Source organism: Nonomuraea sp. NPDC049400, assembly GCF_044466425.1.
In the GTDB taxonomy this organism is placed as follows: Bacteria; Actinomycetota; Actinomycetes; order Streptosporangiales; family Streptosporangiaceae; genus Nonomuraea.
Window position 1 is genome coordinate 1 of the sequence record NZ_JBITMP010000082.1, and the last position, 25,590, is coordinate 25,590.

Annotated in this window: 25 protein-coding genes; 19 read left to right on the forward strand and 6 right to left on the reverse strand. The window is 69.4% G+C overall.

Annotation, left to right across the window (positions count from 1 at the left end; genetic code table 11):
* The 15 genes from ACIBVN_RS56310 to hemB form a co-directional block, all read left to right on the forward strand.
* Window positions 1–583: hypothetical protein (locus ACIBVN_RS56310; protein WP_397150429.1), on the forward strand; the 583-nt coding region annotated here is incomplete at its 5' end.
* A gap of 1,395 nt (window positions 584–1,978) precedes the next feature.
* Window positions 1,979–3,034 carry a hypothetical protein gene (locus ACIBVN_RS56315; RefSeq protein ID WP_397150431.1) on the forward strand — a complete coding sequence of 352 codons (1,056 nt, stop codon included), beginning with the start codon at window positions 1,979–1,981 and terminating at the stop codon, window positions 3,032–3,034.
* Window positions 3,031–4,719 (forward strand): MFS transporter, encoded by a 1,689-nt coding sequence (locus ACIBVN_RS56320; protein ID WP_397150433.1) that lies wholly within the window; start codon window positions 3,031–3,033, stop codon window positions 4,717–4,719. The genes ACIBVN_RS56315 and ACIBVN_RS56320 overlap by 4 nt, the downstream gene beginning before the upstream one ends.
* Window positions 4,713–5,405: a hypothetical protein gene (locus ACIBVN_RS56325; RefSeq protein WP_397150435.1), complete on the forward strand. Its 693-nt coding sequence runs from the start codon at window positions 4,713–4,715 to the stop codon at window positions 5,403–5,405. The genes ACIBVN_RS56320 and ACIBVN_RS56325 overlap by 7 nt, the downstream gene beginning before the upstream one ends.
* Before the next feature lie 188 nt (window positions 5,406–5,593).
* Window positions 5,594–6,070 carry a hypothetical protein gene (locus tag ACIBVN_RS56330; protein WP_397150437.1) on the forward strand — a complete coding sequence of 159 codons (477 nt, stop codon included), beginning with the start codon at window positions 5,594–5,596 and terminating at the stop codon, window positions 6,068–6,070.
* Window positions 6,067–6,990: a hydroxymethylbilane synthase gene (locus ACIBVN_RS56335; protein ID WP_397150439.1), complete on the forward strand. Its 924-nt coding sequence runs from the start codon at window positions 6,067–6,069 to the stop codon at window positions 6,988–6,990. The genes ACIBVN_RS56330 and ACIBVN_RS56335 overlap by 4 nt, the downstream gene beginning before the upstream one ends.
* 291 nt (window positions 6,991–7,281) lie before the next feature.
* Window positions 7,282–9,228 (forward strand): MFS transporter, encoded by a 1,947-nt coding sequence (locus tag ACIBVN_RS56340; protein ID WP_397150440.1) that lies wholly within the window; start codon window positions 7,282–7,284, stop codon window positions 9,226–9,228.
* Entirely contained in the window at window positions 9,218–10,015 is a 798-nt protein-coding gene (locus tag ACIBVN_RS56345; RefSeq protein ID WP_397150442.1) for an SDR family oxidoreductase, read from the forward strand. The genes ACIBVN_RS56340 and ACIBVN_RS56345 overlap by 11 nt, the downstream gene beginning before the upstream one ends.
* A 35-nt stretch (window positions 10,016–10,050) precedes the next feature.
* The gene (locus tag ACIBVN_RS56350) at window positions 10,051–11,205 is read left to right on the forward strand and encodes an isochorismate synthase MenF (protein ID WP_397150443.1); all 1,155 of its coding nucleotides are present in this window, start codon (window positions 10,051–10,053) and stop codon (window positions 11,203–11,205) included.
* 145 nt (window positions 11,206–11,350) lie between these two features.
* Window positions 11,351–11,554 (forward strand): hypothetical protein, encoded by a 204-nt coding sequence (locus tag ACIBVN_RS56355; protein ID WP_397150445.1) that lies wholly within the window; start codon window positions 11,351–11,353, stop codon window positions 11,552–11,554.
* Window positions 11,554–11,850 (forward strand): hypothetical protein, encoded by a 297-nt coding sequence (locus tag ACIBVN_RS56360; protein ID WP_397150446.1) that lies wholly within the window; start codon window positions 11,554–11,556, stop codon window positions 11,848–11,850. Before ACIBVN_RS56355 ends, ACIBVN_RS56360 begins: the two co-directional genes overlap by 1 nt.
* On the forward strand, window positions 11,847–12,629 hold the full coding sequence (locus ACIBVN_RS56365) for a hypothetical protein (protein WP_397150448.1): 783 nt from the start codon (window positions 11,847–11,849) through the stop codon (window positions 12,627–12,629). Before ACIBVN_RS56360 ends, ACIBVN_RS56365 begins: the two co-directional genes overlap by 4 nt.
* A complete protein-coding gene (locus ACIBVN_RS56370; protein WP_397150450.1) occupies window positions 12,626–13,813 on the forward strand; it encodes an FAD-dependent oxidoreductase in 1,188 nt (395 codons plus the stop codon). The genes ACIBVN_RS56365 and ACIBVN_RS56370 overlap by 4 nt, the downstream gene beginning before the upstream one ends.
* 8 nt (window positions 13,814–13,821) lie before the next feature.
* Window positions 13,822–14,667: an aspartate/glutamate racemase family protein gene (locus ACIBVN_RS56375; protein ID WP_397150452.1), complete on the forward strand. Its 846-nt coding sequence runs from the start codon at window positions 13,822–13,824 to the stop codon at window positions 14,665–14,667.
* Window positions 14,664–15,659 carry a porphobilinogen synthase gene (hemB, locus tag ACIBVN_RS56380; RefSeq protein WP_397150454.1) on the forward strand — a complete coding sequence of 332 codons (996 nt, stop codon included), beginning with the start codon at window positions 14,664–14,666 and terminating at the stop codon, window positions 15,657–15,659. Before ACIBVN_RS56375 ends, hemB begins: the two co-directional genes overlap by 4 nt.
* A 114-nt stretch (window positions 15,660–15,773) precedes the next feature.
* Here hemB and ACIBVN_RS56385 read toward each other — a convergent pair whose 3' ends face one another.
* Window positions 15,774–15,926, reverse strand: a complete 153-nt coding sequence (locus ACIBVN_RS56385; RefSeq protein ID WP_397150456.1) for a hypothetical protein — start codon at window positions 15,924–15,926, stop codon at window positions 15,774–15,776.
* Between the two features lie 176 nt (window positions 15,927–16,102).
* On the opposite strand from ACIBVN_RS56385, the gene ACIBVN_RS56390 reads away from it, so the two are divergent.
* From ACIBVN_RS56390 to ACIBVN_RS56405, 4 genes are all read left to right on the forward strand, one after another.
* Window positions 16,103–16,756: an isochorismatase family protein gene (locus ACIBVN_RS56390; RefSeq protein ID WP_397150458.1), complete on the forward strand. Its 654-nt coding sequence runs from the start codon at window positions 16,103–16,105 to the stop codon at window positions 16,754–16,756.
* A gap of 368 nt (window positions 16,757–17,124) precedes the next feature.
* Window positions 17,125–18,510 carry a hypothetical protein gene (locus ACIBVN_RS56395; RefSeq protein ID WP_397150460.1) on the forward strand — a complete coding sequence of 462 codons (1,386 nt, stop codon included), beginning with the start codon at window positions 17,125–17,127 and terminating at the stop codon, window positions 18,508–18,510.
* A 208-nt stretch (window positions 18,511–18,718) separates the two neighbouring features.
* Window positions 18,719–19,687, forward strand: a complete 969-nt coding sequence (locus tag ACIBVN_RS56400) for a DMT family transporter (protein WP_397150462.1) — start codon at window positions 18,719–18,721, stop codon at window positions 19,685–19,687.
* 56 nt (window positions 19,688–19,743) lie between these two features.
* Window positions 19,744–21,672: a primary-amine oxidase gene (locus tag ACIBVN_RS56405; protein ID WP_397150464.1), complete on the forward strand. Its 1,929-nt coding sequence runs from the start codon at window positions 19,744–19,746 to the stop codon at window positions 21,670–21,672.
* Between the two features lie 160 nt (window positions 21,673–21,832).
* Here the strand turns inward: ACIBVN_RS56405 and ACIBVN_RS56410 are convergent, their stop codons facing one another.
* From ACIBVN_RS56410 to ACIBVN_RS56430, 5 genes are all read right to left on the reverse strand, one after another.
* Window positions 21,833–23,401, reverse strand: a complete 1,569-nt coding sequence (locus ACIBVN_RS56410; protein ID WP_397150465.1) for a hypothetical protein — start codon at window positions 23,399–23,401, stop codon at window positions 21,833–21,835.
* Between the two features lie 461 nt (window positions 23,402–23,862).
* A complete protein-coding gene (locus ACIBVN_RS56415; RefSeq protein WP_397150467.1) occupies window positions 23,863–24,312 on the reverse strand; it encodes a hypothetical protein in 450 nt (149 codons plus the stop codon).
* 64 nt (window positions 24,313–24,376) lie between these two features.
* Window positions 24,377–24,556: a hypothetical protein gene (locus tag ACIBVN_RS56420; protein WP_397150469.1), complete on the reverse strand. Its 180-nt coding sequence runs from the start codon at window positions 24,554–24,556 to the stop codon at window positions 24,377–24,379.
* 434 nt (window positions 24,557–24,990) lie between these two features.
* Entirely contained in the window at window positions 24,991–25,197 is a 207-nt protein-coding gene (locus tag ACIBVN_RS56425; protein ID WP_397150471.1) for an SAM-dependent methyltransferase, read from the reverse strand.
* The gene (locus ACIBVN_RS56430; protein WP_397150473.1) at window positions 25,152–25,508 is read right to left on the reverse strand and encodes an SAM-dependent methyltransferase; all 357 of its coding nucleotides are present in this window, start codon (window positions 25,506–25,508) and stop codon (window positions 25,152–25,154) included. Before ACIBVN_RS56430 ends, ACIBVN_RS56425 begins: the two co-directional genes overlap by 46 nt.
* Between the last annotated feature and the right edge of the window lie 82 nt (window positions 25,509–25,590).

The window sequence follows — 25,590 nt, forward strand, 5'->3', positions numbered from 1 at the left end:
CCTTCATGATCTCGCCTCGCCACCACGACGTTCACACCTGACCGCCACCACACCAGCCCGTTCTACCTGCGGAAACAGGATGGAACTCTCTCAATCGGGCCAGGCGGTCGAGCGCGTGAAGAGGCGCGGGCCGACTGAGGATGGCGGCGGCGGCCGTGGGCGCGGCGGGATGCCAGGCTGTGTCGCGGTTGGGTGGTTCGGAGGCTGGGATCAGGGGGACGGCGTGGCCGCCGTCGCGGTGTGGCGCGCCAGGTGGTCGGACGCAGCCAGTCCGGGGGTTGGTCAGAGGGGTGATATCGAGGGTGGGGAGTTGGCGCGCTGCTGCGTGGGCGATGGCCTTGACGAGGTGGGCGGGGGCGTTGTCCACGGGGATCCAGATGTGGCGGCCGCGGTTGCTGGAGGCCACCACAAGAAAGCGCAGTTCAGCCTGTCGAATCAGGTTGATGAGATGGCAGGTGTCGCGGTCGACCGCGCCTGCGTCGTCTCCGTGCGCGTCGAGGTCGAAGACGACGAATCGGTACTCGCCGTGGGTGTTGGTGAGGTACCAGGCGTAGATGCCCTCCGGCGGGTGCTTGGCAGGTAATCGGCCGGCGTCGTGGTAGCTGTGGCTCCACTGGCCAGTCGTTGGGTCGCGTACGTCGCAGCGCATGCGGCCGCGTGGGGCCAGGAGGCGTAGCTGGGCGTACAGGCGTGTGATGTAGCAGGTTTCGAGGGGCCTCGGGTCAGTAGACGATGAGTTGAGGACCTGAAATGGGCGCGAGAACGCGATGCCAGCGATGTCAGAAGGGGGGGCGACCCGGACTTTCGGCGCTTCCGAATGAGGCAGTGCTGGGCTGACCCTCAGTGCGTGTTGTATGGTGGCTCCTAGACATGACAAAGAACCTGCTGGCATGTTCAAAAGGGGCCTCGTTGAGGCGTCGCCAGCGGGTTTATGGCGAGGAAAACGCGTCACGTTGGAGTCGGTACGCGAACCCTCCGAGCTTGTGTTCTATGCGCCGCCCCGGGAGCTTCCCGGGGCGCTGCCATTTACGGGGTGTACCGTCGGGCGTTCTTCCTTCCGGGCTGGGTTGACGTGGGGTGCCAGCCGCACCTGCGGGGGGCTAAAGGCGTGAAGGTGAAGGTCGCAATCTGGAATGTCAGCGCCATCACGGTTGCCGGCGGGGGATCCGGACGTGACAGGGCGGGGGCGGCCGAGGGCCGCACGAGATGGCGAGTGCGTTGATTCTGCTGGCTTGCTTGGCGGGGTCGGAGTCCGGCTGATGTGTGCCTGCTCGCAAGGGTGAATTTCCTCTCGCGCGGGGGAGGCGTGGGGCCTCCGGGATGTCACGGGCACTCGTAGGTCACAACTTGATTACAAGGTAAGGCTTGTCAGAAAACTTGACTGACGCCTGTAATTGGTCATGTTTACACTCTCACGCGCATCCCTGACAACGACCATGACAACCAGTAAGAGCAATTCCCTCACTCCGTTGTCTGGAGCTTTTCACCCATCTGTCCCGTTTGACCTCGAACGCAGGAAAGGGGAAGCGGTGGACCTCGCCACAGGCCAGCTCTTACTGCTCGCGCAGCCTTCGCCCCAGCACAGCCGTGTATCAGGCGGCCGGTTCGGCCGCGGTGCCATGGATGCGGACCCCAACGCTTTACATCAACCCTGCTGTCCACGACACGCCGGCCGCGTAGCAAAGCCGTGAAGGTGCCCCCGATGGCCCAGGCAAGGGCGGCCATCTCGCATCGACCGTCGCTGCGGCACGTTCGCCCTCCTCTCACCCTTTCGCAGCCATCGGCACTCCCCACGGTCACCAGAGGGGGCCGGTGGGGGGCGCCTGATAGGCAACCAGCGGCGCCGGAAAACCGGCAGCGGCTCCCGCAACTGCCCGGGGCGCTGTCAGGAGGAGAATCAGCGTGCTCCGACGAGCGCCTGCGTGAGGTCTTGGACTACCTGTGGGACTCACGCACACCCGTGCGGCCGTGTGGTGCGGTGGGCCAACAGGACCTGCTCTCGGATCGTGCCGACATCGGCTCCGGCGGTTGGCATCTGCCCGACAGCCCTCACGTCGTCGTTTCGGGACATCTGCCCCGCGCCCACCTTCGCGAATTGAAGCAGGTCATCCTGATCTCGAGCGTGCCCTTGTGGGGTGAGCGAGGAGCATGCGTGCGCACCCGCAGCGGCCGCATCGTGGCTCTGGCCGACCCGGTGGCTGAGCCTGTGCGCGGGGTGCTGCTCGAGGACCGGCTGACTCGCTGGGAGCAGGAAGCCTGCCTGCTCCTGCCATCGTTGGCGGCGAGCATGGCCTGGCACATCCCGGCCACGGTGCCGGTCCTGCAACGCGTGCACGCCCCCGATACCGCGATCCTGCTGCCCCTGGTTGACGAGGCCGCCTACGGCAATGTTCCAGCGGGGCTACTACGCGAACTGAGCGAGCATGCCGCAGACCGTCAGCAGCGCCTGATCCGTCTGGTCACCCGGCGGTGGCAGGCGTCCGCGGGGGGCTGCCGCCCGGTGGAGGTGGAGCTCTCGGCCGAGTTGGAGGCGGTCGCCGATCGGCTGGCTCGCGCTCTGGCCCGCGGCCGGATCCCCAGTCCCGACTCCCTGGTGCAGGCGGCCGAGCGCCAAGGCCCCCTGTGGCGCCAGCTCGTTCGGCGGCTGAGGCCCACACGCGCGAGCGATCTGAGCGCGCTCAGCATGATGGCTGCGCAGTTACGCGCCGCCCGCAGCACCGCACGCGAACCGCGACTGGCCGTGACCATCGACAGCATCGCTCAGTACGCGATTGGGCAGCGCACCCAGGAGGCGCGCACGCTGCTGCGCGGCCGGTGCCACAGCGTCGACTACTCGATGATCGGACTGTATGTGCGCAGCCGCCCGTGGCTGGGTGCCGCACACCGAGCCCAGCCGGATGCTGCGCATGAGCCGAGATGGCGGGCGGCCGATGAGGCGGACCACCAGGATGGTCTGCCCGCTGAGGCTCGCCGGTTGTCCCCGGCCGAGCCAAGCCCGCGGGTGTCATCGCAGCCCCCGGGGGCGCTGCGATGACCGACACGCACCAGGAGCCCGGGCACCGGTTCATCACGTCGTCCCACAGCCGCACGGTCGCCCGCGTCGTCAAGCCGGCCCGGCATCGTGCCCACGCCCGCACCCGGACCGGGACCATGGGCATGCTCGCCTGCGCCGCCGGGGCGTTGGCCACGGCGGACGCCAGCGCGGCCCCGCCCCTGCTGGCCGCAGTGGCCGTCGACCCCATCGGCGCTGGGATCGCGCCGTCTGAGCTCATCCGGATAAGCATGCTCAGCCTGATGGCCAGTCTCGCCCTGCTCGGCGTCGCGGGCCGCATGCTGCAGGTCCTGGGGCATCGGCGCATGCTGGCCGGGGGAGTGGCGCTGTTCGGCATCGGTGCAGCAGCCACCGCGACTGCCCCGACATGGGTGCTGTTGTTGACCGGACGACTCCTGCAGGGAACGGGCGCAGCGTTCCTGCTTCCTGCCGCGCTCGCGTTCGTGCTGAATGAGCTGCCCACCCCGCGCCGAGCTCAGGCGCTGGCTTGGTGGATCGCTGGCTGTGGCCTGGCTGCGGTGCTGGCCCTGGCCGCCGCCGGTGTGCTGGTCAGCGGTCCGGGCTGGCGGGCGGTGTATGCGCTGGGCTCGGGGGCGGCCCTGATTCTCTTGGTGGTGCTGGTGGTCCTTCACCGCGGTGCTCACCCTGCGGTGCGCCGGTCGGACCTGGCGGGCGCGCTCATGCTGGCGGGTGCGATGGTTGCGGCGGTTGTGGCGTCAACGGGGGGTGGATCGCGAGGGTGGACCTCCCTGCACACCCTTGGCTGGAGCGCCGCGGCGCTGGCCTTGGCCGCCGCCAGTCTCCTGGTGCGCGCCCGTACCAAGCGCCTCGACGAGCCGGCGAGGGCCGGATCGATGGTGGGCGTCGGATCGGGCGGGTTGTGGGCCTGCGGGTATGGCGTGCTCTGGCTGCTCATGCTGGGTCAGCGGGCACCGGCGCCGCAGTTGCACGGTGTCGGGGCCGGCTGGCTGGTGCCGCTGTGGCTAGGGGTCGTGGTGGCCGCGCCTGCCGCTGCGGTGCTGGGGCGGCGGCATGGTCCGACGGCGGTGCTGTACAACAGCGCGATCTCGACTGCCGCGGGGTGCTTGCTGCTCCTCATCGCTCAGGAGAACCTGTCCGGTTGGGGCGCACTGGCGGTGGGCCTGATCGGAACCGGGGTGGGGGCGCTGGTGAGCGCCACCTTTCTGACCGCTCTGGGCGCGCGGGCGCCTGAGCATAGCGCGAGTGCCGTAGCCGCGTTACCGGGTGCACGCCTGCTCGGTGCGATGCTGGTGGTCAGCAGCTCCTCCGCCGTGCTTGGCCACCCGCTGCTCGAGGAGCGCCTCACTGGATACGCCAGCGTGCTGATCGGTGGCTTGGGTGTGGCCGCGCTGGCTGCTACCGCGATCCTCATCCACGCTCTTTTGCACATGCGCCGATGCGTGGCTGCCCCCGTGGCCGTGCCGGTGCTGGTCGTACCTCCTGTGACGGCGGAAGATCAGGCTGCGGTGCTGCGCAGCCTCCTGGTGGAGGTGCGGGGCGAGGTCGCGCAGCTGCACGACGATGTCAGCGTCGCACTCGCCCGCTTGGAGGCTACCGCCCAGCGCGGTACCGACGTGGATCAGCTCGCCGCCCACCCGCGCCTCGACGACGATGGCAGCCCTCGTGCGCGGGAGCGGTCATGGTGAGTGCGGACCTGCGCCAGGTCGTCGCGCGCATCTGTGCGCGGATCGCACCGCAGACGCCCGCCCGGGTCGACATGCTGGCTGGCGGCGGCGTTCGGGTCGAGACCGATCCCGCTCTCGAGGCCCGCCACCGCTGGGCGGGTGAGCACCGTATGTTGCGCGAACTGCGGCTGGTTGGCTGGCAGGTGGGCCGGTCGCGGCGCGGTCATCTGCAGGTTGGCGGATGGAGCACGATCAACTTGGCCCATCGGGTGCAGGTCCTGACGATCGCCGCGCAGGCCATGCGCGAGGTGGCGCCGAGCCTTGCCATGCTGCTGGTCTGCGTTGACGACTACCACCGGGCCTATCCTCACGCTGGCGTGGCCGAGGCGGCTGCGGCCGCCGGAGCGGTCGTTTCCTCCTGGTACCAGCGCTGGCCACGACGGGTGGCCGATCTGGAAGGGCTCGACCGCCACGCCGATCACCTCGTCGCCCATGTGCTGCTACGGCGCTGCGAGGAGCTGGAGCAGCAGGTCCTGACGCTCAGCGAGCTCCACCGCCGGATCGTCGATGACGCCGCAAGCTGCCTCGGTGACCTGATGTCTCGCTGGGGGAGCGGCGGTGAGCTTAGCGCACAGCTCATGCGACGGGCCCGCCGGCGCTTCGCCGATGAACTGCGCACCGCCACCTCCAACGATGGGGGGTCGTGATGGCGTGGCTGCTGCTGGGTCTGGCGATCGCGATCGGGCTTGGAGCCTCCACCGCGCGAGCGACTGTCCACCGCGTCCGCCGGGATGGACACCGGCCTGCCTGTCCCGTCCCAGCTGTGGCCTGCCATGACGCGCGGGCGCTTGCGCCCCCTTTCCATCAGTCTTTCGCCGACACACCGAGGACCGTCATGACCTCTCGCTCGCGCATGATGCCGGCCCGCTCGCGCCTGCCCGGCGCCTCCACCTCGGCCTGGCTGCCACGCCTGGCCACCCCCCAGCGCGGCAGCTCCTATCGCGGTGACACGCGCACCCTGCCGGATGCCCTGTGGCGCCACCCGCGCCAGCTGGGCACGATCGCTCCCAGCTCGCATGCCCTGGCCCGCCTGGCCGTCAGCGCGCCGGCGGACCTGTGGGTCATGGCCGCGGGCGAGACACGCATGCTTCCCGCCGCAACAGCCGCCGTCAGTCACGAGGCCCGCGCCGCGCTCGAGCTGGCGCCCGCCCCTGATCGGCCACCCCTGTGGTGGCCAGATGAGAGGGCCGGGACTGCATCGCCGACCGCGCCGTCGCCGCGATCGGCGGGCAGCGAGCCGATCGGGCACCTGCCCCCACCGATCGCGCCTGGTCGCCGAGAGCACGCATCTGCCAGGGAGGTGTTGTCATGATCTCCGGCGGACTGGAGCGCTCGACACGGCTGCGGTTGGGCAGCGCTGCGGGCCTTCCTATCGACGCCATCGCGGATGAGATTCACGCGCTGACCGGACGACAGATCGAGCACGTGCCCGTCGAGGCCACCTCCGATCACGGCGGGGAAAGGGAACCTGGCCGGGACACGGCCGAAGGTGTGAGTGCGCTCCGCGACCGGCTGCTGGCGGGCGAGATCGACTGCGCCGTGCACCTCCTGGCAGAGCTGCCGGCCACACCGCAGAACGGGCTGGCGCTGGCCGCCACCCCGCCCCGTGACGACCCTCGTGACGTCCTTGTCGCCGCCGCGCCGTGGGCCGATCTGCGCCCTGGCGCCACAGTCGCCACCACCTCAGCACGCCGTCTGCCCATGCTGCGCAGGCTCCGGCCGGACCTTCGCTACCACGTGCTGGACGCCGACCTTCGCGACTGCCTTGCCCAGCTCCAGCGCGGTGAGGTGGACGCGATCGTGTGCGCGGGTGCAGACCTGCGCCGCCACAGCCCCGAAAGCGACAGCGCTGAAACCTTCCCGATCGGAAAGCTCCTTCCCCTGCCGGGGCAGGGCGCCCTGGCGCTGGAATGCCTAGCTGACCGCCATGACGTGATCAGCAGCGTGCGCGTGCTGCATGACCCGCGTACCTGGCACGCCGTCATCGCCGAACGCACCCTGCACGCGGCCATGCCCGGCCCTGACCACGTGATCATCGGTGCCTACGCGGTTGATGACGGTCACCTGGTCAGCTTGACGGCCGGAGCGTTCTCCCCGGACGGGACGCACGCTGCCAGATCGTTCGGCACGGTGGGTTCCGGCGATTGCGAAACCTTGGGCCACTTCGTGGCAGCCGACCTGCGCAACGCCATCAGCGCCTGGCTCGTCTCCTCTCGCGAGGCGGCCCTATGACCACGGCAGCCGCACCCGCCCTCGCCGCCTGGCAGAGCCTGCTCGCTGGCATGGCCGAAACCATGACCACCTGTTCGAGCACTAGGACACTGCCTGGCTCCTGTGCCCCGTGCCGCCACCGCCCGAGACCGACGATGGTCCTACCTGCCCAGGCGGTGGTGGCACGGCCTCTCACTCCTTCCGCCACCCGAGCAACCGGCGACATCAGCGCGGCACGGCGCCCCGGCCCCCGTTACAGCTCACCCGGCCGAACCCGTCTGGCCGCCGACCCCACCGCAGGGAGATTCACCCGTGTCCGTAACCCCTGACGTTGCGCCTGCGGCCCTCGCCGAGCGCCGACCTCGGCCCGCACCCTCACCGCACCCCCACGCGGGCATCCATCACCATGAGAGCGGCTCGGGCGTGCTGCTCGTGGTGGTCAGCGCCACCGCGATGCTGCTGGTGATGGCCGACATCGTCGCCGCGACCATGGCGATCACCTTCCTGGCTACCGGCGGGCACGCCGACAGTGTTGCCCCGGACGCGCTGGCCGGGCAGCTGGGCGTGGGCGGGCTGGCCTGGATGGCCACTGCCTTTCTGACACCGTTCGCGGCGGGCCTGACCGTCGGTGGGCATCTGGCCGACCGGCTCGGCCACCGCTTCGTGCTGGGCGCCGGTCTGGTCATCTTCTCTGCTGCTACCGCCGCCATGATGGCCGCACCCTCCTGGCTCACGCTGCTGGCCGCCCGGGCCGGGCAGGCCGGCGGAGCAGCTTTGCTGATCCCCGCATCGCTCGGCCTGCTGGTGACGCATCTGCCCGCGCCACGCCGGCCGGTGGCGATCGGCTGGTGGAGCGGCGCAGCAGGCATGGGCGCCCTTGCGCTGCACGCCAGCGGCGGGGCGCTGATCGCCGAGCTCGGCTGGCGGGCGCTGTTCTTGCCATCTCTGGTGCTGGCCGCCGCGCTGGTGTGCCTGCTGCCCGCGCTGCCCGCCGACCGGCCCGTCGCCGGCAGGCTGCCGGACATGCTGGGCGCGTTGCTGCTGGCCATCGGCATCGGCGCCGCCGTGCTCGTGATCTGTCAGGGCACGTCCTGGGGATGGACCTCGCGGCGCATTCTCGCCGCCGCGCTCGTGGGCCTGGTCGGGCTGGCGTGGGCGTTGTGGCGCTCACGTACGCACCCGCGCCCGGCCGTGCCGCTGCTGCTGTGGCAGCAGACACGCTTCCGGTGGGGCTGGCTGCTGTCGGTGATGTATGGCGCGATCGCCATCCCGATCCTGACCGTCGCTCCCTCCTATCTGGCACACGCCGGCTTCACCCACTGGTGGGCCACCCTGCTGCTGTGCCCGATCTCGGCCGCAGTCTTGCTGACCGGGCCGCTCGCGGGCCTGGCCAGCAGACGCTGGGGGGAATCAGCCGTCGCCTACACCGGCGCGATGCTGACCGTTGCCGCCGGCACCGTGCTGGCCTGGGCGCTGCGGACGAACGCCGACCCGATGCTGCCCCTGGCCGCGCTGACCGTGCTAGGGGTCGGGCTCGGCATGCTGTCGGCCATCGCCGCCGCAGTGGGAAGCGACATTCGCATTCCCGGCCACAGTGCTCTGGCCAGCGGAGCCAGCATGACCGCCCGCCAGGCAGGGGGCGCCCTGGGGGTGGCCGGTGCCAGCGTGCTGCTGGACCACCCCTTCCTCACCGCTCCTGCGGCCGGGCACCTGTCCGTGCTGGCCAGCTGCCTGGCCCTGGCTGGCCTGTGTGGCCTGCTCGCCGTGGCCAGGCCGCTGCGGAGCATCAGGACAGTCCGGCGCGCCGCCCGCTCGACCCCCGTCCCCGCCCCTGCGCCCGTCCCCGATTCCACGCCCGCTCCCGCGCGGACCGTCCGCCCCACGCCGGCGCCGAGCCCACCCCCGCCCCAGGTCACGTCAGCGCCGCCGGTTCCCCATGAGGTAGTGCAGCAATTGCACACGGCGCTCGTCCAAGCCGCCCAGGCCGCCGAGACGTGGATGCAGGAGGCCCACGCCGCGCAGCTCCCCACCCCCGCACCGGCCCCGTCGCCGCCATCGTCGCTGGCCGCGGCCTGGCCCACGGTGGCCACCGGCGCCATCGCCCGCCCCTGCAGCTGCCACCCCGACCTGGACCCCCTGGCCGCGACCATCCTGCACACCGCGCCCGCCCTGCCTACGCCGCGACGCCCCGTCCATCAGCGGCTCCACCCCCTCGAGTCCGCCGCCTCTCCCCGATCCGGAGATCGCCATGCCCACTGATACCCCTGCCGCACCCGCCCCGTCTTCGATCGTCCCGGGCGTCACCGGCAAGATCGCCCTGGTGACCGGCGCCGCCGGCGGCATCGGCAGTGCCGTCACCCGGGTGCTGCTGCAGGCCGGAGCCACCGTGGTCGCCGTAGACGTCGACGGTGACGCCCTGAGCGAGCTGACCACCGTGCTGCCCGACGCGGTTGTCTACCCCGCCGACATCGCCGATTCGGCGGCCGTCGACCACCTGGTCACCGCCGTCGAACAGGACGTCGGGCCCATCGGCATCTGTGTCCACGTCGCCGGTCGGCTACACGCCGGACCGGCTCTGGACACCAGCGACGAACAGTGGCAGAGCATGTTCCGCGCAAACGCCGACGGGGCGTTTCTCGTCTCGCGCGCCATGGCTCGGGCCATGGTCCCGCGCGGGCAAGGCGTGATCGTCACCGTCGCCTCCGACGCCGCCCGCGTGCCGCGCACCCGGCTGGCCGCCTACGCCGCCGCCAAAGCGGCGGCGCTTCACTGGACCCGCTGCCTCGGCCTGGAAGTGGCCGCGCACGGCATTCGCTGCAACGTCGTCGCGCCTGGCTCCACCGACACGCCGATGCTACGCGTGCTGCACGACCCCGACCGCGCTATCGCCGGCACCCCCAGCCAATACCAGATTGGCATTCCGCTCGGCCGCCTGGCCCAGCCCGATGACGTGGCCAACGCCGTGGCATTCCTGGCCAGCGACGCCGCCCGGCACATCACCGGCGCGATCCTGCCCGTCGACGGCGGCGCCAGCTTGACCGGATAGCCCCGGACCGCTCCACCGCACTAAGGAGAAAGAGGATGTCCCACTTGTTGTTACCACCTAAGGCGCCCACCGTTGCTGATCACGTCGCGGCGCCGATCCGTGACTACCGGCCCGGCAATGTGCTGATCTCCGGCCTCGACCACACCCTGCTGGCCCGTGGCGGGCTCACCTTCACCGGCGTGAGCTTGGCCGAGCTGCCCGGCGCGGTGGCCGGCGGGCTGGACGAGCGCGGCGGGGGCGTGGCCCTCGGCGCGATCAGCTTCGACGGCCAATCGTGCCGCATGATCTTCGCCGACGATGTCAGCCGCTACGATCCGTTGCCCGCGCGGCCGTGCTTCCGCTGCGGCCACGCCAGCTGGGAGCTGGTCCCCAGCCCGAACGCGGCCGCCTACGTCGCGGCTGTACGCCGGGCCCGCGACCGCATCATCGCGGGCGAAGCCGACAAGGTCGTCCTCGCCCGCGCACTTACGGCGATCAGTAGCCGCCCGATCAGCCTGACCGACCTGTTGATCCATCTGGGCGGACGCGGTCGGCACGTCTACGCGGTGCCGCTGGGCCGTGGCCGCTCCCTGGTGGGAGCCTCCCCAGAGCTGCTGATCTCCCGCCGCGGCCGTACCGTGACCACCAACCCATTGGCGGGCTCGGCAAGACGTCACCCTCACGACCCGGCGGCTGACCTGGCAGCCGCGGACGGCCTGCTGGCCTCGGCCAAGGATCAGCGCGAGCATCACTTTGTCGTCCAACAGGTGGCGGCTGCGCTGGCACCGTTCTGCGACGACCTGCAGGTGCCCGAGCAGCCGCAGGTGCAGGCGACGCCCACCCTGTGGCACCTGGGCACCACCATCACCGCCACCCTGACTGACCCGGCCACCACCGCCCTGCACCTGGCTGCCGCCCTGCACCCGACCCCCGCCATCTGCGGCACTCCCACCGCTGCGGCCCGGGCACTCATCACCGAGCTGGAAAGCGGCAGCGGGGTGGAGCGCGGCTGGTACGGCGGACTGGTCGGCTGGCAGGACGCTGACGGCGATGGCGAGTGGGCGATCACGCTGCGCTGTGCCGTGGTCGACAGCCGGCGGGCGCGCCTGTGGGCCGGCGCGGGCATCATCGCCGACTCCGACCCGGAGGCCGAACTGGCCGAAACCGAAGCGAAGCTGGCCACCCTGCTGCACGCACTGCATGCGAACTGACCGCCCTGTGCCCTCACCGAAGCCCTCGCGTGGCGATCAAAAACGTCTGCTGATGTGGTCGCCGCCATCACCGCAACGAACCGGCACGACCAGCCGGTTCCTCCGCGCCTTCCGAACCCCTTCGCCCGAACAAGGACCACGTGCCATGCTCGTCACCGCCGCAATAGGCGCCGATCCCACTGATGATCAACGCGATCGATACCGGCAAGCCCTGATCGAGGTCGCCGTCGACCTGCTGGGCATCGCTCCAGAGCAGATCCATGTGACGATCAGCGAGGCCACCGCCGCCGCACGGCAGCAAGCCGAACGACAGGCCGCCATCGCCGCTGCCGCGAAGACGGGCTGCTGATGTCGTCTCCAACGCTTGCTCCCCCCGACGGCGCGGCGACCGAGCTGGCCGCCGCTCTCTACCGCAAAGCCGACAACATTGCCGCGGCCGAGCTCAGCCGCCTGTACAGCCGGGCCCCGAACCTGACCTCCGCTGCTCGCACCGAGGTCGCGGCCACGGTGCAGCGGGTGACGCTGGCGCTCCTCCAACCTGCCATCGCCCGACTCGCCGACCACGCCGGATCGGTCCGCGGCGACCACTTCGCGGCGAGCCTGGCCACCCTGTTCGCCCTCGGAACGCCGGAGGAGACACAGTGACCCACCCGTTTCCCACCATCCAGCACCTTTCGGCCGACAAGCCTCACCCGCACGGCCGCGTCGGGCTGATCGTGCCCTGCGCCAATCCCTCGGCCGAGCCCGAGACGACCGACCTGCTCGCAGGGACGTGCGCCGTGCACACCACCCGCTTCCCCGTCCTGGACGGCTGGCCATTGGCTGATCGGCTGAGCGCCTACACCGACCTCGTCCCCGACATGATCAGCACGTTCGGGGACCTGGCCCTAGACGGCCTGATGGTGGCCTGCAGCGGCTCGCAGTATCTCCTCGGCCCCGTGCGGGATGAGGCCACGTGCGCCGAGTGGAGCTCTACCCTCGGCCTAGCCGTGAGCACGGCCACCCTCGCCACCCGGCACGTCCTGCACCAGCTCGGCGTTGACGAGCTGGTGCTGTTGTCCCCCTACGAGCAGTGGCTCACCGAGCGGGCCCGCACCTACTGGCGCAAGGCCGGCATACGGCGCGTGCGGGTCGTGACCATCCAGACCACCGACGGGACGCACGATCCGTACCAGGTGAGCACCAGCGATCTCCTTGCCCAGGTCGAGCGGGCCCGTCTCCCGGATGATGCCGTGCTGCTGTGCACCGGCACTGGGATGGCCACGTTGCGGGCACTGCCGCTGCTGGGCGCGGGCAACAAGCGCGTCCTATTGAGCTCCAACCTCTGCGGCGCCTGGTGGCTAGCCCGCCAGACGGGCCCAATCGTGCCGGAGCGGCTGCCGTGGGCGCTGCGACGCCTCGTCGATCAAGGACTGACCCCGTGACCGGGCCCGCACGAAGCCAGCGGGTGATCGTGGTCGGTGCTGGCCCTGCCGGATTGACCGCCGCGCTCGTCCTAGCACAGGCGGGTGTGCCGGTCACGGTCCTCGAACGCGACAGCGGACTCAATCAGCGCACCCGCGCCTGTACCTTCCACCCGGCCACCCTGGATCTCCTCGACGAGCTGGGTCTCGCCTCACCACTGGTGTCCAGCGGGCACGTGGTCAACTGGATGCAGTGGCGCGACCGACCGGGAACCGTGCTGGCCGAGATGCACATGAGCAGACTGGCCGGCCTCACCAAGCATCCCTTCCGGCTGCACGCCGACCAGTCCCTGCTCACCCCGCTGCTCTTGACGGCACTCAGCGCCTACCCGCAAGCAGACGTGCGTTTCGCCGCCAGCGTCACCGAGATCACCGACGACGGGTCCGCCGTCCGGGTACGCGCCGGTCACATCTGGGAAGAGGCCACCTACGTGATCGCGGCCGACGGCTCGCACAGCACGGTGCGCACCTTGCTCGGGCTGCCGTTCCCCCGTTCCGTCTATCCGACGCAGGCGCTGCGCGTCTTGACCACCTCACCGCTGCAGGAGTGGGTGCCGGGCCTGGCGCCGCTCACTTATGTGCGTGACGTGCAGCAATCGTGCAGCCTGCTCCAGTTGCCCGATCACTGGCGCATGGTCTTCCGCGTCCCGCTGGAGGTCACGCCGTCCCGTTCGATGGTGACCGCGCTCACCCGCGGGGCGCTGCCGCTGCGCCAGCAGCGTCTCCGCGTCGTCGACGCGCACACCTACCGGCTTGTGCGCGGGGTGGTGCCCGCCTTCCGGCGCGGCCGGATCCTGTTCGTCGGCGACGCCGCCCATCTGACCTCGACGGCTGGCGGGCTCAACATGAACGCCGGCATCCACGACGCCATCGAGGCCGGCCGCGTTCTCGCCGCGGTGCTGGGCGGCGCGGCCAGCACCGCGGCCCTTGAAGGCTGGGCAGCCCGCCGCCGCAAGATCCTGCTCGACAAGATCATCCCTCGTAGCGAGGCCCGCGTAGCCGGAGTTCAGCAAGGCGACACGGGCACCCTTGACGCCGCCGTGACCCGAGTACGCGCCATCGCGGCCGACCCGGTCGCCGCACGCGACTGGCTGGCCGAGGCCTCGCTGCTCGACACCATCCCGTCCCCGCTCCTCACCCGGTAAGGCACACCATGCTCCTCTGGTACCAAAAGCACGTCGTCGTCGGCGACGCCGACCAGACCCACCCGGACCACTTGGCCCTGCTGGACAAGCTGTATGCCGAGCACGCCGCCAAGGCCATCGCCAGCCTGGACACCACCGAAAAGATCAGCGTCGAAATTCACGGTCTACCGCCAGGCACCTACGACGGCATGCTGCCCGAACACCTGGTCGGTTACGGACAGTTCGGGTTGCGGTTCGGCCACTACTTCGCGAAGACCGCGATCATGGCCGAGGAGGCCGGCTTTGATGCCTGGATCAGCGGCGCTGGCCAAGACCCCGGCCTTGCCGCGGCCCGCGTGGACGCCTCCATCCCCGTGGTCGGTTACGGCGAGGCGACCTGGCACCTCGCCCGCAGGGAAGGCCACCGCCTTGGCCTCCTGGGGTTCGGGCCCCTGAAAGAGCCGATCACCGCCAACATCGCCGCCGCAGGCGCCGACCTGGCTGACTATCAGGTGATCGAAAAAGGCCCCGAGCTCGTCCAGCGCGCCCTTGCCAAGGAAGATTTCGACCCGCTCATGGAGGCGTACGCCGAGGCTGCGAAAGCAGCGGCCAAAGCTGGCGCGCAGTGGCTGGTACCGGCCGAGGGCATCAGCAATGTGATCTTCGCGCACCTCGGCGTCGAGGAGCTGGGCGGCCTGCACGTCGTCGACCCCGGCGGCGTGGCCATCCACACGGCCGTCCAGCTCTGCCAGATGCGGGCCGCGGGCATCATCGCTCGACCCACCACCGGGTACTGGCGCAAGCGCGCCCCGCGCGAACTCGTTCAGCGCGTTGATCACACGCTGGACAGCGCGATCGGAGCACGACGCCGATGACGTCCCCCTTCCAGCATCAGCCGCGGCGGCCGCGGCGGCTTCGCCGAACCCGGGCGCTCCGCCACTTGGTGGCTACCACCCACATCCACCCCGGCACTCTCATCCAGCCGCTGTTCGTGCACGAGGGCATCTCCGAGCCGCAGCCGGTCGCCTCCATGGTCGGGGTGTGGCAGCACACCCGTGACTCGCTGCGCAAGGCCGCCGTCGAAGCGGCCGAGGCGGGAGTGGGCGGGATCATGCTGTTCGGCGTGCCCGCCGTAAAGGACACGCGCGGGTCAGCGGCCGACGACCCCAACGGGATCACGCAGGTGGCGCTCCGCGACCTCGTCGCCGAGGTGGGCGACACTGTCGTGCTGATCAGTGACGTCAACCTGGACGGGGCCACCAGCAATGGCCTCGTCGGCATCCGCGGCGACGACGGCGATGTCGACAACGACGCCACGCTGGAGCGCTACGCCTCGATCGCCGTCGCCCAGGCGGCGGCCGGGGCGCACATGGTGGCGCCCAGCGGGATGATGGACGGCCAGGTCGGTGCCATCCGCGCCGCCCTCGACAAAGCCGGGTACGAGCACATCCCGATCCTTGCCTACTCCGCCAAATACGCCTCCGCCCTCTACGGGCCCTTCCGCGACGCCGCCGAAAACGCGCCGCAGTACGGCGACCGCAGCACCCACCAGCAAGACCCCGCGGGACCGCCGACCGAGGCCCTGCGCGAGGTCCGACTCGACCTTGAGCAGGGCGCCGACGCCGTCATGGTCAAGCCCGCGATGGCCTACCTCGACATCATCACCCGCGTCCGCGACGAAGTGGACGTACCGGTGGCGGCCTACCAGACCAGCGGCGAGTACGCCATGATCGAGGCGGCCGCGGCCAACGGCTGGGTCGACCGGGACCGGGTGATCATGGAGTCGCTGGTCGCGATCAAGCGCGCCGGGGCCGATCTGATCCTCACGTACTGGGCCACCGAGGTCGCCCGGCGGGTCGATGTGTGATGCCCGCATCCGTTCTGCCGTTGACCCCCACGGTGGCCTGGGCAGCCGTGACATCATTCACGCACGATCACAGAGAAATACCGTGCAGGCGATGACAACCGGGCCTGGCGCACGTCACCGCCGGACGACCACGCGACCGCCCGCGCCACACGTGACCGGCGGCCGCATGGTGGTGCCAATCGCTGGCTGTTCGATGGTGATGCTCACGGCGATGGCCGACACGGTCGCCGCCACCCTGGCGATCGGCGAGCCCCCAAAGGTCGGCATCGGACGCGCCGCACCTAGCGCCTCTGCCCGCCCTCGTGGCAACCCACGCGGGCGGGGCGCCCAACCGCCATTGCCCACAAAGGCCCCGCTGCCCACGGGTTGGAACTGCCCGCCTCATCCTGCCGCGCGAGTCCTGCGGCCTTCTCTTTCGGAAACCCAGAAAGGATCCCCTGTTGATGTCCCTGCCCACCGTCGCCGCCTATCCCATGCCGCAACCCCCCACCGACGGCTTGCTCACCTGGCCCACTGATCGGCGGCGCGTCGCGCTCCTCGTGCACGATATGCAGAGCTACTTCCTGCGCCCCTTGGCTTTCACAGCGCCGCCTTTCGCCGACCTGCTCGCCAACACGCTGGCGCTGCGAGAGACATGCCACGAGAGCGGCATTCCGGTGCTGTATTCGGTGCAACCGGGCGGACAGGCCGCGCACGAACGCGGCCTGCTGGCTGACCGATGGGGACCCGGACTCAGCGCGGACCCCGCCGATACCGATCTGCCCGCCGTGCTGGCCCCGCGCCCGACCGACCACGTCATCGTCAAGCGGCGGTACTCGGCTTTCCACGGCACGCCGCTGGAGGACGCGCTGGCCGAACTCGGACGCGATCAACTGCTCATCTGTGGCGTGTATGCGCACATTGGGGTGCAGGCCACCGCGGTTGACGCGTTCATGCGCGATATCAAGCCGTTCGTCGTCAGCGATGCGGTGGCCGCCTTTTCCCCCGACCAGCACGCGATGGCCCTGCAGTATGTCGCGGACTGGTGCGGGCGGGTGCTGTCCACTGAGCAGGTCCGCACCGAACTGCGCGCACCGCAGCCGGTGCTCGCCCCCTGATCTGCCCAGTCCACCAGCGACGGCCCGTCGGGCATTCACACGTGCCGCGCCCCGCGCGCACGAGAGGTCGCCTTCTTGCCGTTCGTCGACAAGAGTTCGCCGTTGATGCAGAACTATCGCGCGACGACGTCCCAGCGGCCCTGACCCTACTCTCCATCGCGCACGCCGGCACTCTGCACGCCCCAACGCGCTGATGGGTCGCATCACCTGCCGCAGCCGCACCAGCGACGTCCCGGAACTGACCGGCGAGCCTCGGGACGCCCGCCGCCGGCCCCGCAGTGGTTGGCGGATGCCGTTGCTGCTGACTCGCCTGCCCGTCCGGCCTCGCCAATGTCAGGCAGCGCTCGGCCAACTCCCAAGGAGCATCTGTGATCATGTCATCGAGGCCAACGCCCGCCTCACGGGCCATCCCCGCACCTGCCACCCGCCACGGCATCGACCCGCTGACCTCCTCGAGTCGCGTGCCAGAGCACCTCCATCTGCTGCAGCCACGGTTCGACGACCTTCCGCACCTCACCAGCCTGCCGTTGCATCCAGCCAACGGCACACGCCACCTCACCGAGGGGCTCCACCAGGTGCCCGTCACCAACCCGCCCAAGGCCTGGGCGCGGGCAGTCGCCAAAGCTGACCATCGTGTGAACGCCAGCTTGGCCTTTCTGTGGGACCGTAGCCCCGCCGATGCCCTCACCCACGACGCGCTTGTCGAGCAGGACCTGCGCCCCGGCCATGACAGCCACACCATCTACAGCGGCCTCCACCTCGACTCCACCACCCACTACGTTTGGACTCGCGGCACCCCGCCCGCCACTACCGTGCGCGCGCTCAGCGAGGTGGTTGTTCTGTCAGGCGTGTGCCTGTTCAGCGGCACCAGCGTGGTCGCCGTTACCGCCAGCGACCGCCGGGTGCCGTTCACCGGCAATCGCGGCATGCACATCGACGAGGACATCATCGCGATCGAGGCTGATCCCCGGTCCACGCTGGCCGAGGTGGAAAGCACGCTACGGCTGGGGAGCTTAGCGGCCGCCGTTGCCAAACGCGTTCCCACCCCTGTCCCCGTCACTCTGCTCATGGACAGCCCCTATCTGAGCTACCCGTTGTATGGGCTTGGGCCCGCCTATGATGGGCGGCTGCCCTTGCCGTCGTTGGCCCGTTGGATGGACACGGCTTTCGAGCGCCACCACCGTGTCACGCGTCGCCAGATCGCCGTTGCCCGAGCTGCCAGCGCAGGTGGCCGCTCCATTCGGATACGGGTCAGGCCGGAGTTGTGGCGGGTGGCGCTGTGGCTGCGCCGCAAGCTGGCCGGCGGGCGGCTGCCGAGCTACGAACAGCTCCTCGACAGGGTGAGCCGCGAGGGATGGCTGTGCCGCCACCTCATCGACATGGCTCGTCCCGACAGCCCGCTTGCGCTGGCCTATCTCATCTACGTGGCCGCAGAGTTGCGCGCCGCATGGTCCACCGCCAACCGTCGACGGCTGGTGGTTCAGGTGGAAGACCCGCGAGAGTGGCGCATCCTGGACCGCACCCGCGAACTGGCGCCGCTGGTGAGCGCCGTCGCCCCCGAGCCGGTCGACTTTCCCATGGTGGCGCTGTACCCGCTCAGCCGTTTCTGGGTCCAGCCTCCCGGATCGCCGGCCCGCGCCGACCTGTACGGGTTCGATCCCGGCCACGCCGCAATGTGGCAAGGCCAGCACACCGACCTGGCCGACCTGGCCGCCGGCATGTACCGAATCTCGCCGTCTACGGAGGCCAGATGAGCACGGGCGCGGCCATAGCGAGCCCTGCACTCGAGATAATCACGCCCGACCGGATGAGGACCCGTCTGATCGTCTCCGCCTGGGGACGGGCGCTGTTTCCGCCGCTCGCCAGCATCGCCATCGCGGGCGGGCTTCGCCCCGCCGGGCGCATACTGCGACACAGGGCCTTGCCCGCGAGCCGCTGGCATCGCCGACCCGGGCATGCGCGATGACAGGCGCGAATCGATTGGCGCCAAGCCAGACACCCGCCCCTCAGCCACTCGGCCACCGTCCGCGGTCACGGCGCCGTCCAGGCCCGCACCTGGCTTTGCTCGGCGCCGCGAGCGCCTGGGCCGCCTACACCCCGGTGACCTCGCTGGCCATTACCCACCACATGCCCGTCGCGATCCTGCTGCCGATCCAGGTGACCGTCGCCGCCGTCCTCCTCTGGACGGTGGTCGTGCTGCGCGGCTACCGACGAGTACTGCGCCTGCGGCGGATCGCACTTCTCGCCGCGCTGGAACCGACGGCCAACGTCGGCTGTTTCGCGCTGGCCCTGACCTGGCTCCAAGCCGCCGACGGCTCGCTGCTGCTCACATCGGAGAGCGTTATCGTCGCCCTGCTCGGCGTGCTGGTGCTTCATGAGCGGCTGCGACCGGCCGCCTGGATCGGACTCATGCTCAGCTTGCCCGGCCTCTGGCTGCTGTCGGGCGCGTCTACCGGTTTACACCTGTCTCCTGGAGTCCTGGCCGCCTTCGCGGCGACGACCGCTTCCGCCCTCTATTCCACCGCCACGGCCTGGGTCGGCCGCACCAGCAGCCCGGACGTGATCACCTTTACGGCCTGGCAATTTGGGTTCGGCGCGATCTGGGTGACCACCATCGCGACCGGGGCGATCATCATCAAGCCGGGCACGATCACCGTCACCGCCAGCCACCTCGCGCCGTCGACCTGGATCGCCGCCGCTGCAGGCGGCCTGCTGCTGGCCGCTCCCAGCCTCGCCTACAACTACGCCATTCGCCACGTCCCCATCGCCGAAGCCGGCATCACCCTCAATCTGATCCCGGTCCTCGGCGCCGCCATCGGCGTGATCTGGCTGGGTGACGTGCTCACCGTCCATGCGCTGGTTGGTGGCGCGATCACCCTTGTCGCGATCTTCACGATCCAGGCCCGGCACACCGACGGCGCGCCCACCTAGGGACGACATCCCGCTCCTCACCGGTCCTCAGGTCCTCACCACGGAAGGCCACCACCATGACCCAGACCGACAGCGCCGCGTCGACCGGCGCCACCGTACGTCACCCGCTCGCACCGCTCACCGAGGAGGAGGCCGCGGCAGCCTGCCGGGCGGCGCTGACCTCCGGCGCCGTGGGCCCGGGGGCGCGCATCGCCTACTGCGCCCTCGCCGAACCTCCCAAAGAGGCCGTGCTCGGCTGGTCCAGCACGCGGCTCCCGCGCGAGGTCACCGTGGTCACGTACGAGAAGGACCTCGGCAGGACCAGCATGGTCACGGTCTCCGTGCCCGACGGTGGGCTCGTCTCCTGTGAGTACGCCCCCGCCGCGCAGCCGCCGATCATGCTGGAGGAGTGGCTGGCCAACTCCGAGACCGTGCGCAAGGACCCGGGGTTCGAGGCCGCGTGCGCCAGGCGCGGGGTCACCGACATGTCGATGGTCCAGATCGACGCCTGGCCCGCGAGCAACTTCGGGCTGCCCGTGGACGGCGAGGGGCGCAGGCTCGCCCGCTGCGTCGCCTACGTGCTCGACGGGCCGGGCGACAACGCCTACGCCCACCCGATCGAGAACCTCGTCGTGCTGCTCGACCGCGACACGGGCGAGATCGTCGAACTGCAGGACGGCGAGGTCGTCCCGGTGCCGCGCGGGTCGGGCCGCTATGACGGGGGTGCCCGCGAGCTGGCGCCGCTGCAGATCGTCCAGCCCGAGGGGCCCGGCTTCACGGTGGACGACGGCGCGCTGCGCTGGGGGCCGTGGCGGCTGCGGGCGTCCATGCACCCCATCGAGGGCCTCGTGTTGTACGAGATCTGCTACGTCGAGGGCGAGCGCGTCCGCCCCGTCGTCTACCGGGCGAGCCTGTCCGAGATGATCGTCCCGTATGGCTCGACCAGCATGAACCACTGGTGGAAGAATGCCTTCGATGTCGGTGACGTCGGCCTCGGAGTTGTTGCGAACAGTCTCACGCTGGGCTGTGACTGCCTGGGGGAGATCGTCTATCTCGATGCGGTCATGGTCAACGAGGACGGCGTGCCCGAGACGCTGCGCAACGCGATCTGCGTGCACGAGGAGGATCACGGCATCCTCTGGCGGCACTACGACATGGCGTCAGGCCAGAGCGAGGTCAGGAGGTCGCGGCGGCTGGTCGTGTCGTTCGTCGCGACCGTCGGCAACTACGAGTACGGCTTCTTCTGGTACTTCTACCTCGACGGCACCATCCAGGCCGAGGTCAAGCTGACCGGTATCATCCAGACGCAGGCCGTCGTCCCCGGCACCACGGCCCCGTACGCGAACCTGGTCACCCCCGAGCTGGCCGGCCCGCACCACCAGCACCTGTTCAACTTCAGGCTCGACATGTGTCTCGACGGGCCGCTCAACTCCGTGTACGAGGTCGAGGCCGCCCGCGTCCCTCCAGGGCCCGGCAACCCGTACGGGAACGCTTTCACCGCGACCGCGACGCTGCTGAGGACCGAGACGCAGGCGCAGCGCATGGCCGCTCCCGAGAAGGGCCGCCACTGGAAGATCGTCAACCACGGGTCGCTGAACGCCGTCGGGGAGCCCGTCGCGTACAAGCTGATCCCCACCCACGTCGGTCCCGTGCTGCTCGCCGACGAAGGGGCGGCGATCAGCAGGCGGGCGGCGTTCGCGACCAAGCACCTGTGGGTGACGCCGTTCGCCGCCGGTGAGCGCAGGGCGGCGGGCGACTTCCCCAACCAGCACCCCGGCGGCGCGGGGCTGCCCGAATGGATGGCCGCGGGACGGCCGGTCGTGGACGCCGACATCGTGCTCTGGTACACCGTCGGCACCACGCACTTCTGCCGGCCCGAGGACTTCCCCGTGATGCCCGTCGAGCACATCGGCTTCACCCTCAAGCCCGTCGGCTTCTTCGACCGCAACCCCGCGATCGACCTCGCACCCACCAGAGCGGCACACCACTGCCATCCATCCGGCTGAGTACCTACGTCCAGGGGCAATGCAAGCTGACCATCCCGTATCCCGTGGCGCTCCTGGATGGGGCTCTCGTGCTGCGCTGGAGACGACCTAAGTAGTGACGGGTCGAGCGCATGGGTATCTGGCCAATCCTGGGAACAGCGCCACGCCCGCAAGGCGGGCTTTATATCCCTGTCAGGCCCACAACGTCCAAAGCCCGCTGATAGGTGATGGTGCTGGCGTCCACGTCCCCGCACGCCATCAGCGCTGAGGCGGCATCGGCAAACGCCTGTGCGGCCCGACCCGGCGCCGTCATCTGCTCCAGCACCTCGCCCGCCGCGACGTACGCCTCAGCAGCAGCTTGTGGCACCTCACAAGCGCGAAGGGCCTGGCCTTGCAACAGCAGCGCGGCGACGGTGAGGCAACGGGCCGTCGGGTGGCGGCGGGCGATTTCCTCGGCGTGCTTCGCGGCCTTGGCCGGATGACCTATCAACAGATCAATGTGCGTTTCCACCAGGTGCTGATAGGCCGCGTCAATGGCACCGCTCGCGACCTTCAGCGTGCCGCGCGCTTGGCGCACGTGCTGTTGGGCGTGACCGGGCTCGTTTGGAGCGGTCAGCAACAGCGTGCGGGCCAGCTGTATCTTGCGAGCCCGGACCGGACGCAGGTCGCGCAGTTCGTGGCTGGCCGCGAGTGCCTGCCGATCGAAGTGGCGGCTGCGCTCCGCTTCTCCCGCCATCGCCGCGACCACCGCAGCGGACGCGTAGGCCGTGCTGAGCGCACGCGGAGTGTCAAGCCGTTCAGCGGCCTCCACCAGGAACGCCGCCAACATGTGGCAGATGGTCACCTCTCCTGCGGTCGGTCCAGGGCACCGCTCGAGGTGCGCGTCCAAAACGCTCGCCCCCAGTTCAACAGACCGCTCACTCCATCCCTGAGCTGCATCGACAGCGAGGGCCGCTTCGCCCACCTGGATCGCCTCAGCCAGGCGCCCCGCCTCCCGCAGACACCGACAAAGCGTGATGGCAATCTCGGTGCGTTGCTCAGCCTCTTGCTGATCGGGTTCGTAGAGATGCTCCGGCAAAAGGCCATACAGGGAGGTCAGGCGGTCAATGGCCGTGGACAGATCTCCTTCGGCTTCGGCTACTTGCGCCAGCCCTAGCTGAGCTGACCTCGACAAGTAGAGGCCCTTTTGGGCAAGGGGGGCGGTGAGGACTCTGGCGAACTCGACGCGGGCGTCATCCCGCCGACCGGCCAGCAATGCTTGATGGCCTTCCAACAACGCCATGGCGGCATCAAAGAGTTGCTGGCACCGTCGGCGGCCGAGCTCATCGCTGTCGAGGGTGCGTTCCGGTATGAATTCTCCGTTGTAGGCGACACCGGGCGGGCTGATGGTGGCTGTACTCGCCTGTGACCGCTGCTCCAGCGCGGTGCCTTCGTGCCCAAAGGTGAAGGTATATGTGGAGAATGTATCCCTGAGACCGCCAGTAGACTCTCCGAGCAACGGCGGGCTATTGGTTGGAGCGCCTGCCCTGCCAGTGTTTTCCACTGACAAGTCCTCGCCAGGCTGGCCACCCTGGTGCTCATCCGCAACGACATCGCTTCGGAAAAGCCCACCAGGAGAGTCCTCGGACATCGAGGTGCCAGAAACGCGTCGTGCTCTCAACGCCGCTTCATGATCTCGCGTCCGGTCGAGGAAACGCTCCAGTTGACCTTCCAATGTCACAGCCGACCAGAGATCATCCGACGACATCACGCCCTCGCTCCTTCTCCCGAGACAGGATGATCAGCCAGTGGGAAACGTCCCGCGAAGATTGGCTTGTCATCTAGGCATCGGACATCCTGCCCAGCCAGCGATCCTCCACCTCGCACATGGGGACGCGTGAATGTGATGCGTGATAGGAACATGGGTTCAAAGGATAATGCTTTCCCTGGCATATGCATGGCATGGGCATGTGTATGGCGAAAGGAGCCCAGTTGCGCAACCGGGCTCCTGAGCGAGGGAAATCCCGTGTGCCACGCTCATGCTCGCATGACGCTCTGGATCCCATGAGCGAGCCTGCTTCCGTCCACCCGTGAGGGTTGCCGGAAGCTGGCGTCCAGCTATGGTAGCGACCTTGCGATGTCCCTGTAAATGGACTCTGACTGAAAGTCAGGGTAATTGATGCGTGCCAGTTGCTCATCCTCTGGATGATTCCAGACAAGGGACGCTCGGCCCTAGCAGCGGAAGCAGACGCTCGGGCGGCGCCGGGAAGGCGTCGGGGCTTGATGACGGCTGGGCGTTCCGAGGGGAGGCGCCGCAGGCCATTGCGGGGCATTGACCACATGCGGGACGTAGCTGTTCGGGCGGCCGCTGACGGGTGCTGCGTAGGCGTCCATCACCTTGAACGGGGTGGAGTCGCCGGAGCCGTAGAAGCCCAGCCCACCGCACCATGCTGCGGCGACGGCGTCCAACTCGGCGTCCGACATGACCCACCAGGCCGGGTCGATCGCTTCGGGACAGTGCTTCATAACCTGTTCGAAGGTGACGGCGGAAGGGTTTGCCTTTGCCAGCTCGTGCTCGACGTGCTCGGGCGAGCAGCCGTACATCTGGGCCAGCAGGTAGACCCGGCCGTAGGCGCTAACCGCTTGCGGCGTCCAGTCCCAGCCGCCGTCGGGGACAGGCACCAAGGCTGTCGGTCCTGCGCTAGCGGCACCGTCGCCTCCAGTAGGGCTGTGGCCTCCTCGAATGTCAGCTCGTGGGGGCGGAAGGCGGGCAGGAGGCGCGGCGTGCGGTGATAGTGGTCGACAGGTCCCGCTCGACGAGGTAGAAGTCGCCGGGCCAGCCACCGCTGATCGGGAAGCCGTGGTCGTAGCCGTAATTGGGCTCGATCTGAGCTCGCCGGTGTCGGTGTTCAGTACGTAGCGGCATATCCAGCCGTTGTCCTTGCGCCGTCTTTCGGCCATGGACCGGTCGATTGGGTTCTCATTCCACGAATCGAACCAGTGCGTCTGCCTGGTGGCCTCGACTATCGGCGCGCACCAGGAGGGGAAATGTCATGCCACCATCCTGAATTCGTGTCAACTACTTGCCAATGACGTCAACTGATTGACACTCATGGCATCGCCGGGTTTGTGTGCTCACCGAGCCAGGGGGGAAAGCATCCGTCCTGCCGTGCAGCGCCACTCGTTGACGCGCCTTGCGGATCATGTCCGTCCATCGCGGAACCGCGCTATTGCCGCCTGCAAGTCCACGCAGGAGGTGGGGCGTTCGTGGCGCGGGCCCGACAGGGCTGTGCGGTCAACGCCTGGTGGTGGACCGGCCTGTAGGGTCCGCTAATCCGTGAGCACTGTGTCCTGTCGACGTCAGTCCAGGAAGTTCTGGACATCGACATGGGACAAGATCTCCTCGACCCGGCGTATGTCCCCGCCGACCAGGCGCACTCGGTCGTTGCCGGCCACCAAGGCACGTGCGCATGTCAGGACGATCGGGTTGTAGCCCACGTAGATCACGCGAGCTGCGGGGTTCACGCTCTGGGCGATCTCGTGCACGTGCGGTGGGGAAGCCGGCAATGTCGAGGAACTGGTCGATGTTGCCGCCGTCTGGGGTCAGCGAGCCACCTGACAGCCCGCTGGAGGAAGGCTCGGGTCACCCGCATGCTCACGCCCAGATACGGACTGCCGGCCAGCATCACTTCAGCGGCCTCGCGGTCGGCCTCGAAGTAGTCCTTTCCACCGACAACGTAGGGATAGATGCCCAGAGGTGGGGTTTCTGGTGTCGATGCCCGGTGGCACCCAACTTTCGATCGCAGCTTTCTCCTGCCCAGCCGACTCCTTGCCTGGTGCGGCTCGCGCGGGACGAAACCGCCGAGATCGATGATCATCTTTGACAGTGCGGGCTGCCCCGCGATGCGCCAAGTCTTTGGGCGTGACTTCGGCTCCGAACGCCGTGGTCGCCAGCTCAGG

Coding starts and splice junctions, on each gene's coding strand:
- ACIBVN_RS56320 (WP_397150433.1), top strand. CDS start 3,031: ATGACCGACACGCACCAGGAGCCCGGGCACCGGTTCATCACGTCGTCC.
- ACIBVN_RS56325 (WP_397150435.1), top strand. CDS start 4,713: ATGGTGAGTGCGGACCTGCGCCAGGTCGTCGCGCGCATCTGTGCGCGG.
- ACIBVN_RS56330 (WP_397150437.1), top strand. CDS start 5,594: ATGACCTCTCGCTCGCGCATGATGCCGGCCCGCTCGCGCCTGCCCGGC.
- ACIBVN_RS56335 (WP_397150439.1), top strand. CDS start 6,067: ATGATCTCCGGCGGACTGGAGCGCTCGACACGGCTGCGGTTGGGCAGC.
- ACIBVN_RS56345 (WP_397150442.1), top strand. CDS start 9,218: ATGCCCACTGATACCCCTGCCGCACCCGCCCCGTCTTCGATCGTCCCG.
- ACIBVN_RS56350 (WP_397150443.1), top strand. CDS start 10,051: ATGTCCCACTTGTTGTTACCACCTAAGGCGCCCACCGTTGCTGATCAC.
- ACIBVN_RS56355 (WP_397150445.1), top strand. CDS start 11,351: ATGCTCGTCACCGCCGCAATAGGCGCCGATCCCACTGATGATCAACGC.
- ACIBVN_RS56360 (WP_397150446.1), top strand. CDS start 11,554: ATGTCGTCTCCAACGCTTGCTCCCCCCGACGGCGCGGCGACCGAGCTG.
- ACIBVN_RS56375 (WP_397150452.1), top strand. CDS start 13,822: ATGCTCCTCTGGTACCAAAAGCACGTCGTCGTCGGCGACGCCGACCAG.
- hemB (WP_397150454.1), top strand. CDS start 14,664: ATGACGTCCCCCTTCCAGCATCAGCCGCGGCGGCCGCGGCGGCTTCGC.
- ACIBVN_RS56385 (WP_397150456.1), bottom strand. CDS start 15,926: ATGCCGACCTTTGGGGGCTCGCCGATCGCCAGGGTGGCGGCGACCGTG.
- ACIBVN_RS56390 (WP_397150458.1), top strand. CDS start 16,103: ATGTCCCTGCCCACCGTCGCCGCCTATCCCATGCCGCAACCCCCCACC.
- ACIBVN_RS56400 (WP_397150462.1), top strand. CDS start 18,719: ATGACAGGCGCGAATCGATTGGCGCCAAGCCAGACACCCGCCCCTCAG.
- ACIBVN_RS56405 (WP_397150464.1), top strand. CDS start 19,744: ATGACCCAGACCGACAGCGCCGCGTCGACCGGCGCCACCGTACGTCAC.
- ACIBVN_RS56420 (WP_397150469.1), bottom strand. CDS start 24,556: ATGCCGCTACGTACTGAACACCGACACCGGCGAGCTCAGATCGAGCCC.
- ACIBVN_RS56430 (WP_397150473.1), bottom strand. CDS start 25,508: ATGATCATCGATCTCGGCGGTTTCGTCCCGCGCGAGCCGCACCAGGCA.